This is a genomic window from Pantoea sp. JZ2 (assembly GCF_035191405.1).
Taxonomy (GTDB): Bacteria; Pseudomonadota; Gammaproteobacteria; order Enterobacterales; family Enterobacteriaceae; genus Pantoea; species Pantoea stewartii.
In genome coordinates this window covers 920,925-936,544 of record NZ_CP045247.1, presented here as the reverse complement: position 1 = coordinate 936,544, position 15,620 = coordinate 920,925, and the positions used below count along the sequence as shown (strand labels likewise).

Annotated in this window: 18 protein-coding genes; 17 read left to right on the top strand and 1 reads right to left on the bottom strand. The window is 57.6% G+C overall.

Annotated elements, in window-relative coordinates; all coding sequences use genetic code 11:
• The first annotated feature begins 2 nt into the window (after nucleotides 1–2).
• From pilO2 to pilV, 8 genes are read left to right on the top strand one after another with little or no spacing between them, the layout of a single operon-like run.
• Nucleotides 3–1,286, top strand: coding sequence for a type 4b pilus protein PilO2 (gene pilO2 / locus GC087_RS04640; RefSeq protein WP_324029802.1), 1,284 nt, complete (start codon nucleotides 3–5; stop codon nucleotides 1,284–1,286).
• Complete coding sequence (gene pilP, locus GC087_RS04635; protein WP_324029800.1) at nucleotides 1,273–1,776, top strand: type IV pilus biogenesis protein PilP; 504 nt, start codon at nucleotides 1,273–1,275, stop codon at nucleotides 1,774–1,776. The genes pilO2 and pilP overlap by 14 nt, the downstream gene beginning before the upstream one ends.
• A gap of 7 nt (nucleotides 1,777–1,783) precedes the next feature.
• On the top strand, nucleotides 1,784–3,346 hold the full coding sequence (locus GC087_RS04630) for a GspE/PulE family protein (RefSeq protein ID WP_324029798.1): 1,563 nt from the start codon (nucleotides 1,784–1,786) through the stop codon (nucleotides 3,344–3,346).
• The gene (locus GC087_RS04625) at nucleotides 3,336–4,451 is read left to right on the top strand and encodes a type II secretion system F family protein (protein ID WP_324029797.1); all 1,116 of its coding nucleotides are present in this window, start codon (nucleotides 3,336–3,338) and stop codon (nucleotides 4,449–4,451) included. The genes GC087_RS04630 and GC087_RS04625 overlap by 11 nt, the downstream gene beginning before the upstream one ends.
• A gap of 9 nt (nucleotides 4,452–4,460) precedes the next feature.
• Nucleotides 4,461–5,051 (top strand): type 4 pilus major pilin, encoded by a 591-nt coding sequence (locus GC087_RS04620; protein WP_324029795.1) that lies wholly within the window; start codon nucleotides 4,461–4,463, stop codon nucleotides 5,049–5,051.
• Nucleotides 5,052–5,055: 4 nt separating this feature from the next.
• Entirely contained in the window at nucleotides 5,056–5,541 is a 486-nt protein-coding gene (locus GC087_RS04615; RefSeq protein WP_324029793.1) for a lytic transglycosylase domain-containing protein, read from the top strand.
• The gene (locus tag GC087_RS04610; RefSeq protein ID WP_324029792.1) at nucleotides 5,538–6,227 is read left to right on the top strand and encodes an A24 family peptidase; all 690 of its coding nucleotides are present in this window, start codon (nucleotides 5,538–5,540) and stop codon (nucleotides 6,225–6,227) included. The genes GC087_RS04615 and GC087_RS04610 overlap by 4 nt, the downstream gene beginning before the upstream one ends.
• A gap of 5 nt (nucleotides 6,228–6,232) precedes the next feature.
• Nucleotides 6,233–7,663, top strand: coding sequence for a shufflon system plasmid conjugative transfer pilus tip adhesin PilV (gene pilV, locus GC087_RS04605; protein ID WP_324029790.1), 1,431 nt, complete (start codon nucleotides 6,233–6,235; stop codon nucleotides 7,661–7,663).
• 55 nt (nucleotides 7,664–7,718) lie between these two features.
• On the opposite strand, the gene GC087_RS04600 is transcribed toward pilV, so the two are convergent.
• The gene (locus GC087_RS04600) at nucleotides 7,719–7,916 is read right to left on the bottom strand and encodes a hypothetical protein (protein ID WP_206116493.1); all 198 of its coding nucleotides are present in this window, start codon (nucleotides 7,914–7,916) and stop codon (nucleotides 7,719–7,721) included.
• 202 nt (nucleotides 7,917–8,118) lie between these two features.
• Between GC087_RS04600 and GC087_RS04595 the strand changes: the two genes are divergently transcribed.
• Genes GC087_RS04595 through GC087_RS04555 form a run of 9 tightly spaced genes read left to right on the top strand, consistent with a single transcriptional unit; the run spans nucleotide 8,119 to nucleotide 15,573 of the window.
• Complete coding sequence (locus GC087_RS04595) at nucleotides 8,119–8,958, top strand: plasmid transfer protein (RefSeq protein WP_324029788.1); 840 nt, start codon at nucleotides 8,119–8,121, stop codon at nucleotides 8,956–8,958.
• Between the two features lie 11 nt (nucleotides 8,959–8,969).
• On the top strand, nucleotides 8,970–9,683 hold the full coding sequence (locus GC087_RS04590) for a TIGR03759 family integrating conjugative element protein (protein WP_324029787.1): 714 nt from the start codon (nucleotides 8,970–8,972) through the stop codon (nucleotides 9,681–9,683).
• Between the two features lie 14 nt (nucleotides 9,684–9,697).
• Nucleotides 9,698–10,279 carry a transglycosylase SLT domain-containing protein gene (locus GC087_RS04585; RefSeq protein WP_324030583.1) on the top strand — a complete coding sequence of 194 codons (582 nt, stop codon included), beginning with the start codon at nucleotides 9,698–9,700 and terminating at the stop codon, nucleotides 10,277–10,279.
• Nucleotides 10,276–10,806 (top strand): integrating conjugative element protein, encoded by a 531-nt coding sequence (locus GC087_RS04580; RefSeq protein WP_324029785.1) that lies wholly within the window; start codon nucleotides 10,276–10,278, stop codon nucleotides 10,804–10,806. Before GC087_RS04585 ends, GC087_RS04580 begins: the two co-directional genes overlap by 4 nt.
• A complete protein-coding gene (locus GC087_RS04575; protein WP_324030581.1) occupies nucleotides 10,806–11,438 on the top strand; it encodes a restriction endonuclease in 633 nt (210 codons plus the stop codon). The genes GC087_RS04580 and GC087_RS04575 overlap by 1 nt, the downstream gene beginning before the upstream one ends.
• Before the next feature lie 11 nt (nucleotides 11,439–11,449).
• Nucleotides 11,450–11,920 carry a hypothetical protein gene (locus GC087_RS04570; protein ID WP_324029784.1) on the top strand — a complete coding sequence of 157 codons (471 nt, stop codon included), beginning with the start codon at nucleotides 11,450–11,452 and terminating at the stop codon, nucleotides 11,918–11,920.
• Nucleotides 11,921–11,923: 3 nt separating this feature from the next.
• A complete protein-coding gene (locus GC087_RS04565; protein WP_324029783.1) occupies nucleotides 11,924–12,691 on the top strand; it encodes a hypothetical protein in 768 nt (255 codons plus the stop codon).
• Between the two features lie 19 nt (nucleotides 12,692–12,710).
• Nucleotides 12,711–14,825 carry a type IV conjugative transfer system coupling protein TraD gene (gene traD, locus GC087_RS04560; RefSeq protein WP_324029781.1) on the top strand — a complete coding sequence of 705 codons (2,115 nt, stop codon included), beginning with the start codon at nucleotides 12,711–12,713 and terminating at the stop codon, nucleotides 14,823–14,825.
• Entirely contained in the window at nucleotides 14,812–15,573 is a 762-nt protein-coding gene (locus GC087_RS04555; protein WP_324029779.1) for a TIGR03747 family integrating conjugative element membrane protein, read from the top strand. Before traD ends, GC087_RS04555 begins: the two co-directional genes overlap by 14 nt.
• Nucleotides 15,574–15,620: the final 47 nt, after the last annotated feature.

Genomic DNA, 15,620 nt, shown 5'->3' with positions numbered 1-15,620 from the left:
CGATGAAAATCAAAATGAAAGCATCACTTCATCTCAACAACGGCGTAACTGTCAGGGACAGAAAGAACCGCCGGGAATGGGTTGCCGGTGTGGAATGGGAAAAGGCTTCTTCAGGCATTCAGTGGCTCCGCCACGGCGTCAGGGCTGCGGATACGCATTACCGGATTCAGGGGAGTCGCCCGCATACCATGGTGGGTAACGTTTCGCCGGGCCGGACCCGCAGTGGCGTGTATTCACTGGCCGTGGCGTTTCAGCTCTGCGAAGGCGGCAATGCCTGGGGTATATACCGGCTGAGCCGTGAGCAGGAATGCTGGGTGTTTTTTGCGGTCAGCAACGGTCACCTGTCCGTTATGGGCGACGTGACCGGCACCCGGGCTGACGTGGAGGCAGCGGCTGAAAATTTTCTGCTTTTCAATGATTCAGGTGAAATCCGCTGCGCCGCCAGGGCTGAAGACGGCACCAATGCGCTTTCCTTCACGTCGCGCCTGACAAGAACGCAGCTCAGACGCTGCCGCTTACACCGCCGCGTGGCCCCGGTCGCGCTCGCGCTTCCTTCTTTGCTGCTCATTACACTGCTGGGCGCCGGCTGGTATGCCCGGGACACCCTCAGCGAACGGGCGAGACAGGCCGCCGATGAAGCCGCATTCCGCGCAAGGCTTGCCATGACGCCGGCAAAACCTGTGATGCCTGCCTCGGCGCCGCATCCCTGGGCGCATCAGCTGCCGGTGCCTGTAATGCTCAGCTTCTGCTGGCTGACGCGTGAACCGCTTTACGCCTCTGTTGCCGGCTGGCGCGTTTCAGATGCGGAATGCATTCCGAAGGGCATCCGCCTGCGCTACACCGCGACGCCGGGCGCGACGGTGAGTGATTTTGCCAGACGCGTCAAAGAGTTGTTTGGCCTCGATGCGGTCTTCAATCTTCAGGAAGGCGGCAAAAACGGGGATGTGTTTATCCCTGCCCGGGTTAACGCGGAGATGTTTAAAGATGAAAAGCTGCCCGGTACAGATGCGCTTCTGATGCGCTTTATCTCTCATCTGCAGCGGCGAAACATTGATGTGAAGTTTGACGAAGTTAAGCCGCCTGTTCTCGCCCCCGGGCAGGAAATGAAAACAGCACCGCAGGACTGGCGGAAATTCACCTTCATCATCAACTCCCGCCTGCTGCCCGATCTGCTGTTTCAGGGGCTGGATGCGACGGGGATTCGTCTGACGAGCGTGGCCATCACCATGAACGAGCAGGCGAAGTTCAATTACACCATTAAGGGGAGCGTTTATGCGCAGAAATAGCCCTGCAGTTATCTGTCTGCTGCTGTCATGGACGCTGATGCATCACGCTCAGGCAGCAGACAGCGGCTCTCTTCCGCCCAACGTCACCCTGGGCGAGCTGGAATCTGCTCAGGCGCAAAACCTGCTGCTTGAGCAGAGGGTACAGACGGCGCGACTGCAGCAGCAGCTGCGTGAGAGCCTGGCGCCTGTCACCTCTGGGCCAGCGCTGTCAGCCGTCGTTCCGCCGCTCTCCTCTTACCCGTCAGCAGGTCAGATGCCGGCATCATCTGCACAGGTGAAAGAGAGCAGTTCAGCGGCTGCTAAGTCAGCCGGCATCCGGCTGGTCGAGATTTACGGTAAGCCTGGCGAGCTTCGCGCCCGCCTGCTGTTACCGAGCGGTGGTATCGCTGAAGTGGTCAAAGGCGACCCCGTCCCCGGTACGTCTAAGCGCGTGACGGCCGTAACCGAAACCGTTGTGCGTCTTAGTGACGACACCGAACTCTCATTCTGAGGTGAACATGATCCCGGCTAAGGAAATCGCAGACTTTGTGTTCGCCGAGCACCACCCTGTTCAGGGCGTGACGCTGCTTGTCGATAAAAACCGCCGCCAGGACCCGGCCATTCAGCGCTGGGCGATGGACTCGGCGAAACAGTATCCGGGTGCCAGAACCGAATTTGTTTCGCTCAGTGAGCTGAACCAGCGTCGTGAAAGCGCCGCCGCACTGGGCCCGGGCGTGACTGAGGATGACCTGAGCACAAAGGACGTCAGCCGTTCACAGGATAAAGTGCTGAGTTATTTCCGCCTGGCTAACGAACTGAATGCGTCAGATATTCATATGGAAATTAGCGCCGACCGCAAACTCACCGTCATTCAGCTGCGCATACACGGCGAGCTTGAGGTGATTGACGAGCTGACCGACGAGGAAGGCACAACGCTGGCATCCACTGTGTATATTTCCATGTGTGATGTACGCGAACAGTCATTTGTCGCGGGGCGCGAGCAGTCGGGGCGTGTCAGTTCAAAATTTGCACGTCAGGCCGGCCTTTTCGGAGCCCGGTACGAACACCGCCCTACGCCGGACGGCCTCTACCTGGTCATGCGCATGATCCCCGATGACAGCAAAAACATTCCCACACTGCCGCAGCTGGGTTTTCTTGCTGAGCAGATCAAAATCATCACGCAGATCCTTCGCCTGCCGTCTGGCATGGTGCTGGTGACCGGGCCGACCGGGGCCGGAAAAAGCGCCACTCTTCGCGTGTTAAGCGATATCTGGCTGACGCTCTCCGGCGGTAAAAAGCGCCTGCTGACACTGGAAAACCCGCCGGAAGGCCTTATCCCCGGCGCAATCCAGACGCCGGTTATGCCCGATGACAACACGCCGGAAGCCATCAGCCGGGCCTGGAATAACGCCAACGCCTCGGCGCTGCGTCTCGATCCCGACGCCATCCTGAACGGTGAAATGCGGGACTTCTATTCCATTATGGCGGGCATTTACGGCACCGAAACGGGGCATATTTTCATGTCTACCCAGCACACGCTCAGCGCTATCGGCGCCCTGAGTCGCATGGAGCATTTTGGCATCAAGCGACAGCTTCTGGCCGATGCGTCCCTTATCACCGGGCTGGTTGGTCAGCGTCTGGTGCCGCTGCTGTGTGACAACTGCAAAATCTCCTGGGCAGACAAATTGCCTGAGCTGGACAGCGATACCCGCGAGCGTCTGGAAAAATACTGCACAGTGAAGGGGGTCTGTCGTCCTGAGCAGCTTTTCTTCCGCAATTCGGAAGGCTGCGACCGCTGCCGCAAAGTCATCCCGGTCACGAAGCGCGTGGTCAGCAAAGGCATCATCGGCCGTACTGCTGTAGTGGAAGTCGTCCGCACTGACGCGATGATGATGCAGTTGTGGCTCACTCAGGGACCGGCCGTGGCCCGTCAATACTGGGTGAACAAAGGCGGCATCACCCGCGTGATGCACCTAGTGCGCTACCTTGCTGAGGGGCGCGTTGACCCGCTTGAAGGTGACCTGGTCTGCCCACTGGACGAAGACGAGCTGATGCGCTGCGAGGTTCCCAATGTCGCGTAATCTGCGCTTTCGCACTGAGCGGGACTTGTCCCTTTTTGAAAAATGCCGCTATCACGCCGTCAGGCTGACCTTCACCGGCTCACACCGGCAGGTCTTCTATGAAAACATGCGTTTTCTGTTGGAAAACAGAAAGCATCTTGAGACCTCGCTGAAAATGATTGGCGAGGTGCACACCAGTTTCGGTGAGAAATGGCATCCCTACTTTGAACTCACCGAAGACTGCCTTGAGGGGCTCCGGGATAATTCGCCAGGCCGGACTCTGGCGGATGTATTGGCGGTATGGGTGCCCTACGAAGAGGCTGCGCTTATCAGTGCCGGGATGAAGACGGGCAATATTCCCGTTGCCCTGATGCAGGCAGACAAACTCATCAATGCACGTGAGCAGATCTTCGGTCAGGTCGTTTTTGCGTCGATTTACCCGCTGGTTCTGCTCGTGCTGGGCGGCGGTCTGCTCGGGGTTAATAACCAGTCCCTCGTCCCGATGCTGAGCAGAATGTCTGATCCGGCCAGCTGGAGCGGGGCACTCGGGTTCATGAAGGGGCTTTCTGACTGGACAGAACAGTGGGGACCTGCAGTGGCATTCTCCGGTGCTGCTCTGGTTGTGGCAAGCCTGTGGTCCCTTCCCCGGTGGCGCGGCAGAATTCGTCGTCTTGCTGACAGCATTATGCCCTGGTCTCTCTATAAAGATTTGCAGGGTGCGGTGTTCCTGATGAACACCGGTGCCCTTCTTGGGGCCGGCGTGCATGAGCTTGAAGCCATGCAACTGCTGCACAGCTTCGCGCCGCCCTGGCTGCAGGAGCGCCTTGATGCGGCGATGGACGAGATGAGTGAAGGCAACTCACTCGGTATGGCGCTGCGCAAAAGTGGTTACGACTTCCCGAGCCGAGAGGCCGTGAACTACCTGTCACTGCTTGACGACGGAGACGGCGCCGCTGAGCTTATCAGCAACTATGCCGACCGCTGGCTGACACAGACCCTCAGGCGGGTGGCCCGCAGGGCTAATGTAACCCGTCTTTTATCCATGCTTCTGATTATGGGGTTCTTCGCGCTGATCATCATGATGGTCATGCAGATCCAGGACTCCGGCTCACTTAACCTTCACTGAGGACGCACCATGTCTTTTTTAAACACTACTGCAGGAAAGCACCCTGATCGGGGCTGGGGATTTATGGAACAGGGTGCCATCGGCCTCCTTTATGCCATTGTCATCACAGTGGTTTTGGGGGGCGTCTGGAAGCTCTTCAGTGCCAAAGACTCCACAACGGAGGTGTCCAGCCTGCAGACAATGATGAGCAACGGGACGGCACTAAAAGGACCTAACGGCTATGACTTCAGCAGCGGCGCCTCTATGACCGGCTTCCTGATCCAGAAAGGCGGCGCACCGTCCGGCTTTACCGTGCACGGCACGGCCTCATCCGGCACTGCGACGCTCACCAACAGCTATGGTGGACAGGTGGTCATGGCGCCGGTGGCAAACAGCAATGGTTATAACAATGGATTCTCAGTGACGACCCAGAGCGTGACGCAGGCCGGTTGCATTGACATTGCCACCCGCATGGCTTCTGCAGGCTCCTCCAGCTCAATGGTCATCAACAGTACCGATTTCAGCAGCGGTCAGGTGAGCTCTGAGGCGATCGGTCAGGCCTGTACCGCAGACAGCGGCCGGACCGGCAATAACACACTGGTCTTCACGCACAACGGCTGATGTCATGCCTCGTAATGTGCTGATCGTGTTGATGCTAATGGTTCTGTTCTGCGCCCGCGCGCACGCGTTTTGTTTTGACGCAGCGGGCGCAAAGTACCACATCGACCCGCTTCTGATTCAGGCGATAGCAACCGGTGAGAGCAGCCTGCACGCGGGTATTACGCACATTAATCGTGATGCGCGCACCGGGAGGGCACTCAGCACGGATTACGGACTGATGCAGGTGAACTCAACCCATATTCCGTCGCTTATCGCAAAGGGCTTTATCAGCAGCCCGCAGGATCTGCTGACAAAACCCTGCCTCAACGTGCAGATAGGCACCTGGATTCTGGCCACCCATTTTCAGGTCTGTGGCATCAGCTGGAACTGCCTGGGTTCGTACAACGCAGGATTTCGAAAAGACCGGCACGAAACCCGCGAGTCCTACGCACACCGCGTGTATGCCATTTATAAAAAACTGCTGTTAAAAGAGCGGGGAATAAAACTGTGACACTGCTGACCCTGAGTATGCCCTGGCAGTTTGCTGCGGGCCTTTTTCCATTGTTTCTTCTTTTGCTGTGTCTGATGGCCGCCCGCGTTCGCTCAGACCTGAAATTGTCTTTGTACTCTTCAGTCACTATGGATCAGGATGTCACCGAATCGGCTGTGTGCTGGTTGTTTGCAACGGCCGCGACCCTGACCATGCTCTCCCCCCTGTCAGCGCGACTGCCGGCTTTCTTCTTTATCCTGTTCCTGTTCCTGTTCAGGCTGACCCTGACCGATGCACTCACCGGACTGCTGCCACGTTCCGTGACGGTCAAGTGCCTGATTGCCGGTCTGATGGCTTCGCTCTGGCAGCCGCTGACAGGTGCCTCTGTATCCGCTCTGTCAGCTCTGCTTTCACATATTGTGGCGGCGACCACCATGCTGGTCATTACCGGCGGTCTGCGCTACGTCAGTCTGCTCAAGGGGGGAAGAGAAAATCCGGCAATGGGTGATGTGTGGATGAGTGGTGCCGTCTGCGCCTGGCTGGGGTTCAGCGGTTTTCATGCCGTCGGCATTGGTGTCATGCTTTTTGCGATGTGGCAGTTACAGTCTCGCCGCGCTTCTGAGGGCGGACCATTAGGCCCCTGGCTGGCAGCCGGAGCTGTAATGGTAACGCTCTTTCAGCTCTATCAGCCCCTTATTACCTGGTGAACATCATGCCAACACAAAAATGTCACGATCGGGGCTGGGCAATACTCAGTATGGGCGCTGCGCTTATCGTTCTGGTTTATATTACCACCTGGGGGAGTTCACTGATTCAGGACTGGAACGCAAGACAGAACTGGCTCAGGAGCGCCACGCAGGCCTCGCGTTTTACCCAGGCCGTGAAAAGCTATACGGGCCGTTATTACGATACGCTACTCTCGACCGCACCCGTCACGGTGACGCCGGCCATGCTGAAAAATACGGGTTTTCTGGAGCCGGGATTTACTGAAAACAACGATTATGGTCAGCAGTATCTGGCCACGGTGGTGCGTAATCCGTCCCAGAATAACCAGCTGCAGGCGCTGGTTTACACGCAGAACGGGAATCCACTGCCCTTTATGGCCATGGATCAGATTGCCGTCAGCATCAACTCAGGAATGGGCGGCTACATCAATACAGCCGGCACCGTAACCGGTGCCCGGGGCGGCTGGTCGGCTCCTCTTCAGACCTTTAACGCGAACACCACACCCGGCCATATCGCGGCGCTTCTGACCACGGATGACCTCGGCGCCTCCCGTGCAGAGAGTGACCGCTTATACCGCTTTGCGGTGAACGGCAAACCCGACCTCAACACCATGCATACCAGCATCGATATGGGCGGGAATGACCTGAACAATACGGGCAATGTTAACGCGGCAAACGGCAATTTCAGCAGCAACGTCACGGCGAACGGCACCGTAACGGGTCAGGACGTTAACGCACGCGACAATATGTCTGCTGGCAGCAACATCACGGCGAACGGCGATATCCGCAGTAACAATGGCTGGCTCATCACCCGCGACGGTAAAGGCTGGCTCGATGAATCTCACGGTGGTGGTTTTTATATGTCGGATAACGACTGGGTAAGGGCCGTGAATAATAAAAACATTTATACCGGCGGTCAGATCCGGGGGAACTATCTCAGTTCAGAAGCCAACATCAACGTCGGGGGCCAGCTGGAACTTAACCAGGTGAACAGTCCCGGTGCCTGGTGTCCCCGAAACGGGAACGTCAGTCGCGACTGGAACGGTGCAATAATTTCCTGTCAGAACAACGTCTGGGTGGGAGCGAAATCAAGCGGTCAGTACGGTGACCTGGGATACATCACGGGGCAGTATAATGGTTATAACGGTCAGCCTTATACCATTACCGTTTATGCTACGGGCGGCGCGTCAACTGTCCACAGACAAATTGGCGATGGTGACTGCTCTAACACTTATGACCTTGTCGGTTACGCTGGAGGAAAGTTTGTGGCGCAGGCGCACGACAACAATACGGGCTGGGCAAAGGCGGGATTTATCAGCTTTCAGGTGCCGGCAAATACGAGCTACAGCATCGTTTCCAATCCCCTGCCCGAATACGGGTGTTCACCGGGCGCCTTCAACGGCTTCATTTACCAGTGATGTCTTTATACAGAACGGGCGTGCAATAAAAGACCGCCCTCTGGCGGTCTGAATTTCATATTGCTGACCGGGATACCCGGGGTTGCTCTTCTCTGATGTGTTCGTCGGGTGTTTCAGCCGTATCGGCTATACCCGAATGGCCGGTATAGCCGCTGCGGTGCCAGGGCAGCGGTTTGACATGGGGAATGTCTCTGGCCATTGCGGTAAAGGTGACGAACATACACAGAGCTGCAAAACGGAATCCCGCTTTCATGTGCTTTCCTCCTCGCTGTTGAACAACCGGAGCTATCCTGCAAAAAATTCCGTAAAGCTGCGTCAGTCAGATTTAAAGCTCCCGAGGAGCCTGTAACGGATTCATAAATCTTTGAAAGCGGCTGATGAGTTAATCATCGCCAGTGCTGCGTTAATTTTGCACCTTATGGCCGTTCTGCTGTGCAGCCATAAGGAATTCACCGATGTCACTTTCCCATGCCTCACCTGATGAACTGGTTGCGCCCGTTTCGGGGGCCAGCATCACAACAGATGAGCCCGTTATTTCTTCGCAATCCCCTGAAAAACGCCTGCCCGACATACGGCGACTGTTACGTCAGGGGGGGGCGGCTTTACTGGGTATCGTTCTCCTCGGCACCCTGGCGGCTTCAGCGGTCCTGCTTGTTCGGGTGTCGAACCTGACTATCCGGGTTAACACCCTTGATGCCGCTTTTCGCAGCGGCGAGATTGGCCAGCTGTCTTCGAACGTTACCATCATGCAGGAAAAGCTGAAAACGCTGGAAAAACAGGTCTCAGCGCTTGCGCCGGTGCAGGACAAAGTCACCTCGCTGTCGACTGAACAGCTGAAACTCAGCACCCGTGTGAATCAGCTCAGCGATGCGAGCCTCTCCGATCAGCAGTCTGTTGAACAACTGCAGCAACAGCTGGGGCAGCTTCGTCAGGAAGTTCAGACGTCGACCTCGGCTGTTGAGGCGCTCAAACAACAGGCGGTGGCCACGCCAAAAGCCCCTGAGCCGGAAAAGGCTAAGCCGCAGCCGTCTCAGAAGGCGGTTTCCTCACCAAAAAAGGCTAAACGGTCAGTCCGGCACGCGGTGATGCCGGCTGCACCGTTTGAGCTGACCGGCATCGAACGTCGCGGCGGCCAGACCTTCGCCGTCGTCATTCCCCGTGGCGTCACCGTGATTTCCTCCATGCGCCTGCTCTCACCGGGGGACGGCTTTATGGGCTGGACCCTGCGTGCACTTGAGGGCAACGCCGCGCTGTTCAGCGTTAACGGCAGTGCCGTTCGTCTTCAGGTTCAGTAAAAGGACAACTTATGAAAAAAACACTGACTGCAGTTCTCATATTACTGCCGCTCTGGGCGCTGGCATCCACTGCGCAGACGCCGGCAGTTAACAGCCGTGTGGCGCCGCTTCAGGAAAATACCTCTTCCAGTCTGAGCACTCAGCAGCAGGCCCAGCAGTGGGGATTATCTGACAGCGACTGGAGCCGTTATCAGACGCTGATGAAGGGCGAGCGCGGGATCATGTCACCGGGTCTGGACCCGCTCACGGCGCTCGGCGTGGAAACCGATAACAGCGCGGAACGTCGCCGCCTGGCTGAGTTGTGGGTAAAACACGAATATCAGCGAACCGAGAAGGAGCTGGCTTTTCAGCGTGACGTCAACGCGGCCTGGCTTCGCCTCTATCCGGAAACGCTCGCGGTAAACATGGGCGCCAACGCCGCCGGCATTGCGCACGACACACAGGGTCGCCTGGCACTGTTCCTGAAGGATAACTGCTCACGCTGTGATGCGCGTCTTGCTGCCGTGCTGGCTGATAACCGACCCGTCGACCTTTATCTGGTCGGCATCGACAGTGATGACGGTCTGCGTGCCTGGGCCGTTAAGCACAATATTCCGGTTGAAAAAGTCCGCAGCCGTCAGATAACGCTTAATCACGACAATGGCCTGTGGTTCAGGTACGGCATGGGTCAGATGCCGGTCATTCTGCAGCAGGGGGAGATCGGATGGCAGGTCGCGGCGTACTGAAGAAGGTGGCTGTCATGATCTGCTTTGTCAGCTGCGCCTGCAGTGCGGCTGAAAGGCGCCAGGTCATTCCGGATGCCTACCGGCAGATAGCGGCAGCAGAACGCGTGCCGGCAGAGTCGCTTTATTCGCTGGCCATGGCGGAGAGCACCCGAAAAACCGCCTGGGGTTCAAAACCCTGGCCGTGGACCATCAACGTAGCCGGCCGGGGTTATCACTATGAAACGCGTGAAGCGGCCTTCACCGCGCTGCTCGGGTTCATGCAGCGCTGGCCACTGAAGAACATCGATGTCGGCGTGGCTCAGGTCAACCTGGGCTGGAACGGGCATTTTTTCCCGACCTACCGCGACGCCTTTGACCCGTATCTCAACCTCCGTGCCGCCGCCCGCATACTTCGCGCCTGTTACGAAGCACGCCCCGGCAGCTGGTTAAACGCGGCGGGCTGTTATCACCATCCGGCCGGCGGTAAAGAGGCGCAGACCTACATCGCCATCGTCCGCCGCAAGCTTGGCCAGATTGCCCCGGTGTCATTGGGTGCACAGTCTGTCACGCCGGTCGAGCTCGCCAGTAACTCCCTTACCTGGATCGAACCGAAATGATGAAACGCAACTGCTTTATCCGGAATGTTCTGTTCAGCGTATGTCTGCTCTCCGTCGTCACGGGGGCCAGCGCGGCGCTGGTTGTGGTTGGTGACCTGGGCGGTGAGCCCACGGCGCCGTACTTTGATGCCATCAACGCCGATAAAGATGCTGTTGCCGGTGCATCCTCTGTGCCGGCTGCGCCGCCTGAATCGCTGTCCATTTCCGACATGCTGCCCGTCAGCACGCCGGAAATGAGCCCGGGCCCTGTGTCGCCTCAGCCTCTTGAGCTTTCAGGCATGCCACCGGTGTTTGTGGTGGGTGACGACAATCTGTCAAAACAGTGGCTTTCACAGCATGCGGCAGCGCTCAGTCAGATGCGTGCCACAGGCATGGTCGTGAGCGTGAAGGACGCGGCTGCGCTGAGCGCGCTTCGTGCGCTGGCGCCGTCCACTGAAATGGTGCCGGTGAGCGGCGGTGATCTTGCCCGTCGCCTGCACATCGCCCATTACCCCGTGCTGATTACTGATAAGGGGCTGTCACAGTGATGCCCGTTACTGTTATTGTGGAGCTGCTATTTACTCACCCTTATCAGACAGCAGCTGTAGTTATTTTTGCACTGGGTTTTGTATGCCTTTCTTTCCCTTTATGTTTCAGAAACGCGAGCCAGCGTCGTCACGGGCAGTATCAGAAGCGTGCAGCGTCTGCATTAGCGCGCCTGCCACAGCTGCGCGATGACGCTGCCAGGATGGTGTGGCTGCGCAAAATGAATCCCTACGTGTTTGAGGAGATGTTGCTCACGGCGCTGTCCCGTCAGGGGTTTCGTATCAAACGCAATGCCAGCTACAGCGGTGACGGCGGTATGGACGGTCAGGTCTGGATAGCCGGACAGCGCTGGCTGATTCAGGCGAAGCGCTACGGCGCCACTATCAACGCACAGCACGTTGTTGCATTCGGAGAGCTGGTCCGTAAGGAAGCGTGCGGTGGGCTCTTCATCCATACCGGGCGCACGGGTGAAGTCAGTCGTGAAGCCTTCAGATGTTGTCCGGATGTCACGCTCATCAGCGGTCAGCGTCTTCTTCAACTGCTTGCCGGCGACCGGCGCTGGCTGGATTTCCCGGACAATGTCCATCACCTGAAGCTGCAGTCCGGTTTCAGCGCCCCTTCATCCCGCCATTGAGGTAGTCTGTTATGCATATTTTCTTCAGAACCGTGCCGGTCGCTGCCATTAACCTTCTGCAGTCACTGAACGCAGGCGGTGCATTTAACGCCGTATTCAAACCTTTACTTAAAGTGCTGACGTATGTGCTCCTGCTGTTTATGTACCTGCTGAAGCCCGTGTTCCTCTGGCCATTGATGTTCCTCTCCGCAGTCCTGACCCTCCTCACGATGGCGGTTCCGATTCTTTTGTTTGCCAGTCCGGCGTTTACCCTGGGTAACGCCTTCAGCGGGCTGTTAAAGATAATCGATCAGTTTCCTGCAATGTGGCCGGTGTTAATCCTGCTGAGCCTCCAGATCGACATGCTGATGTTTTTGCGTCGCGAATATAATCGCGAATTTAAGAAGATGCGCGACCGTATATTTATAAGGGATATCTGTAAAGGACAAGCCAGGCAGGGATCGGTTCGCGGTGATGATTTAACAGACAAGCAGAGAGGCTGAACGATGAGCGAATTTCTGTCGAAAATTGATGCAAATCCGCCACACTGGGCAGGTGAGACGATTGGCACCTGGGACGACAGCCGGCTGCGGCTGCACGGGGGATTCCTCAAACGTCATTACTGGGCTGATGCCGGCAGTATTAACGTGTTCTGCATCAAAGGTACGGCGCATCCGGATTACCAGGGGCTGACCTGGCATGAGTTCCTGCACCGGGGCAAACGCATGGACCGTAATGTCCCTATGCTTGAGCGAAATCCCGACTATTACTTTGAGACGTCAGCTAAGAAGCCGTCCATGTATTACAACAGCTATGACGGCATTGACTGGTATATTGGTGCTGACGGCAACCACCGCAGCGGACTGGCCCGCTTTCTGTTTCACGAACGTGAGGCCACCTGGCTTCACGGTGTCCATCTGAACCACTACGAATTTAATGAGTCCCTGCTGGCCGTTTATCTGGCACTGCGGGAAGAACTTTCCCTTCACAGGCCGCTGGGTCTGTATGCTGAAACCGGCGTCAGCCATGTTCAACTCAGCAGAGCGGATAATCCCGGATGGAAGACGGACACGTTTTCCTCTTCTCTGTGTTTTACCTCAGTAGACGTGAGTGGAGAGCTGCTCAGCCACCCTCTGGTGCAGTGGCTCAAGGGTCCGGGTGTCATTGAAAGCCCGGCAGAAGGCTGGAAACTCCTGCATGAACTCCGTACCTGGCGAAACGCGCCCGCTGTCAAAGGCAGGCGTCAGGTATTTTTCAGCAGGCTGTTCAGATAAACCGCCGGGAGTATTCATCGTGAGCGATCGCTATGTTATGGAGTCGCTGCTCCGTCCCGCCGTCGAGCTGTATTCGGCAACCGTGGCGGGCAGCGCCACATTCATCTGTCTGACTGCGCCCTGGTCTGTTGCGCTGGCACCCTCGGTGAGCTGGGTAACCGCCGCCGGCTTTGGCGTTCTGGCGCTGAAGCGCACTTCTCAGGGATTAAAAATACTGCGCTACCGCCGCAATATCCGCCGCCTTTCCCGCTACGCGCTGACCAGTGACCAGATACCGGTCAGTCGCCGGCATCTGTTCCTCGGCAAAGGTTTTCAGTGGTCCCCCCGGCACACACAGCGGCTGATGGAAGCTCGCCGTCCTGAATGCGAAATCTACGTCCAGCCCTCATTCATGTACCGCATGGCCCGCGAGCTGGAAAAAAAGATGGAGTACAGCCTGCCGTGGCTTTGCCGGATGACGTCGGCAGACTCTGCCTTAAACCCGTTCCGGCCGCTGCCCCCGGTCGGCGGCAGTTCCGTTTATCACGGGGTTGAGCCTGACGAGGTTAACGTCATGTCTGACCTGGGCGAGCGTGTGGGCCATATGCTGGTCATGGGCACCACCCGCGTCGGTAAAACCCGCCTGGCGGAGCTGCTTATTACGCAGGACATCCGCAGGCGTAATGCCGCCGGCGAATTTGAGGTGGTCATCGTCTTTGACCCCAAAGGTGATGCAGACCTGCTGCGACGCATGTATGCCGAATCGCACCGCGCCGGACGTCAGCATAACTTCTGGGTTTTCCACCTGGGGTGGCCGGACATCAGCGCCCGCTATAACGCCGTGGGTCGCTTCAGCCGTATCTCCGAGGTGGCGTCGCGCGTCGCGGGTCAGCTTTCCGGCGAGGGTAACTCTGCCGCCTTCCGCGAGTTTGCCTGGCGGTTCGTTAACATTATCACCCGTGCGCTGGTTGCCCTTGGCCAGCGTCCGGATTACAGCCTGATCCTGCGTTACGTCACCAACATCGGCGAGTTGTATGAGACCTATGTCGATAATCTGCTGAGCGAAAAGGCTCCAGAGCTGGTCGCTTCAATGCAGGCTAAGATAGCGCTCCCGTTAGCAGACAGAGATCTGCCCCGACACCTCCAGGGGCGGGAGAACGGCAAGAAAATCTGGGCGTCTGAGCAGGTGCTCGGCAGTCCTGAGGGTAAAAAGCTCTGGGACCCGGTCCTCGATGGCCTGCGCAGTGCGGTGCAGTATGACCGGACGTATTTTGACAAAATCGTGGCGTCGCTGCTGCCGCTGCTGGAAAAGCTCACCACCGGCAAGACGGCCGCGCTGCTGGCACCTGATTACACCGACCTCAGCGACCCACGTCCGATACTCGACTGGCACAATATCATCAAGTCTCGCGGCGTGGTTTACGTGGGCCTCGATGCACTGTCTGACCCGGTAGTGGCCGCCGCCGTGGGTAACAGTATGTTTGCCGACCTGGTCTCTGAAGGTGGCCATATCTATAAGTTTGGTCTGGGCGATGAGGCCGACAAAAAAGCCGGTAAGGCCGTCATCAACCTGCACTGCGACGAGTTTAACGAGCTGATGGGCGATGAGTTTATCCCGCTCATCAACAAGGGGGGCGGTGCCGGCTTTCAGGTTACGGCCTACACGCAGACGCTGTCCGACATTGAGGCCCGCATCGGGAATGCGGCCAAAGCCAGCCAGGTCATCGGTAACTTTAACTCACTCGTCATGCTCCGGGTTCGCGAAAAAAACACAGCCATGCTGATGACCGACCAGTTACCTGAAGTGGGGGTCTACCAGAAAACCCTGACGTCAGGTGTAACCGACGTCTCCCGCCCGGGGGAAGGCACGGACTTCAACAGTAACGTCAGCGATCAGGTGACGCTGGTTAAGGTGCCGATGATAAGCCCCTCTGACATCATCAATCTGCCGAAAGGTCAGGCCTTTGCCCTGCTCGAAGGCGGAAGGCTGTGGAAAATCCGTATGCCGCTGCCGGTCAGCGACGACAGTGACCGCTTTATGCCGGCGAGCCTGAAACAGCTGGCTGACATCATGGAGAAAAACTACCACAGCGGCGAATCCTGGTGGACGGGTGGCGACACCGGTATTCCGGGAGGCCTTCATGTCCCAGAATGACGGCGGAAATACCCGGCAGAGCGCTCCCGCGAAACACAGACACCCGGGCCCTTTTACGCTGCTGCTGTGGGACATGCCGCTGAGCCTTGTCGGCATCCTGATCGGTTCGTTGTTCGTCAGCCTGGGTGTTGAATATGCGTGCATGACGTTCTTCTGGCCGGACGAGGGTGCCACGCACAGCTATCAGGTGATGCTGGCTGAAAGTCACTGGCTTTCATCGGGATATACCCGAAGCCTGCTGATGGCCACGCCGGTGGAAACCATCACCCGCTGGGTTCAGGCTGCCTGGCACTGGCTGTTTGTGGACAGCGGATTCAGTCACTGGCTGGCCTCTTTCAGGGAAACGAGCCGGAAAGGGAGCGGTCTCATTCCGTCCCTGAACGGCTTCGGCGCATCCCTCATCAGCAGGCTGGGAGAGTACCTGCAGGCCACGCTCTGGGTGACGCTGATCTTCTTTATCCGCGTGATGATCCTGTTTCTCAGCATCCCGCTGTTCGGGCTGGTCATCATCACCGGCATCGTTGAAGGACTGGTCAGGCGTGACCTGCGTCGCTACGGGGCAGGCTACGAATCAAGTTTTGTCTATCACCACGCCAAACGCTTCGTTAAGCCTGCGCTGTACGGGCCCTGCATGCTGTATCTGGCATGGCCGACAGCAGTCTGGCCAAATCTGTTTTTGCTGCCCTCTGCGCTACTGGTTGGTGGCGTCCTGGCTGTTGTGACAGCGTCCTTCAAAAAGTATCTGTGATGTGTGTGCTTGCGGGGGATGTGCCCGGAGGGCCTGCGCTGCTGCAG

Coding starts and splice junctions, on each gene's coding strand:
- GC087_RS04615 (WP_324029793.1), top strand. CDS start 5,056: ATGCCTCGTAATGTGCTGATCGTGTTGATGCTAATGGTTCTGTTCTGC.
- GC087_RS04600 (WP_206116493.1), bottom strand. CDS start 7,916: ATGAAAGCGGGATTCCGTTTTGCAGCTCTGTGTATGTTCGTCACCTTT.
- GC087_RS04565 (WP_324029783.1), top strand. CDS start 11,924: ATGAGCGAATTTCTGTCGAAAATTGATGCAAATCCGCCACACTGGGCA.
- pilV (WP_324029790.1), top strand. CDS start 6,233: ATGCCAACACAAAAATGTCACGATCGGGGCTGGGCAATACTCAGTATG.
- GC087_RS04595 (WP_324029788.1), top strand. CDS start 8,119: ATGTCACTTTCCCATGCCTCACCTGATGAACTGGTTGCGCCCGTTTCG.
- GC087_RS04585 (WP_324030583.1), top strand. CDS start 9,698: ATGATCTGCTTTGTCAGCTGCGCCTGCAGTGCGGCTGAAAGGCGCCAG.
- GC087_RS04570 (WP_324029784.1), top strand. CDS start 11,450: ATGCATATTTTCTTCAGAACCGTGCCGGTCGCTGCCATTAACCTTCTG.
- GC087_RS04625 (WP_324029797.1), top strand. CDS start 3,336: ATGTCGCGTAATCTGCGCTTTCGCACTGAGCGGGACTTGTCCCTTTTT.
- GC087_RS04580 (WP_324029785.1), top strand. CDS start 10,276: ATGATGAAACGCAACTGCTTTATCCGGAATGTTCTGTTCAGCGTATGT.
- pilP (WP_324029800.1), top strand. CDS start 1,273: ATGCGCAGAAATAGCCCTGCAGTTATCTGTCTGCTGCTGTCATGGACG.
- GC087_RS04590 (WP_324029787.1), top strand. CDS start 8,970: ATGAAAAAAACACTGACTGCAGTTCTCATATTACTGCCGCTCTGGGCG.
- pilO2 (WP_324029802.1), top strand. CDS start 3: ATGAAAATCAAAATGAAAGCATCACTTCATCTCAACAACGGCGTAACT.
- GC087_RS04630 (WP_324029798.1), top strand. CDS start 1,784: ATGATCCCGGCTAAGGAAATCGCAGACTTTGTGTTCGCCGAGCACCAC.
- GC087_RS04555 (WP_324029779.1), top strand. CDS start 14,812: ATGTCCCAGAATGACGGCGGAAATACCCGGCAGAGCGCTCCCGCGAAA.
- GC087_RS04620 (WP_324029795.1), top strand. CDS start 4,461: ATGTCTTTTTTAAACACTACTGCAGGAAAGCACCCTGATCGGGGCTGG.
- GC087_RS04575 (WP_324030581.1), top strand. CDS start 10,806: ATGCCCGTTACTGTTATTGTGGAGCTGCTATTTACTCACCCTTATCAG.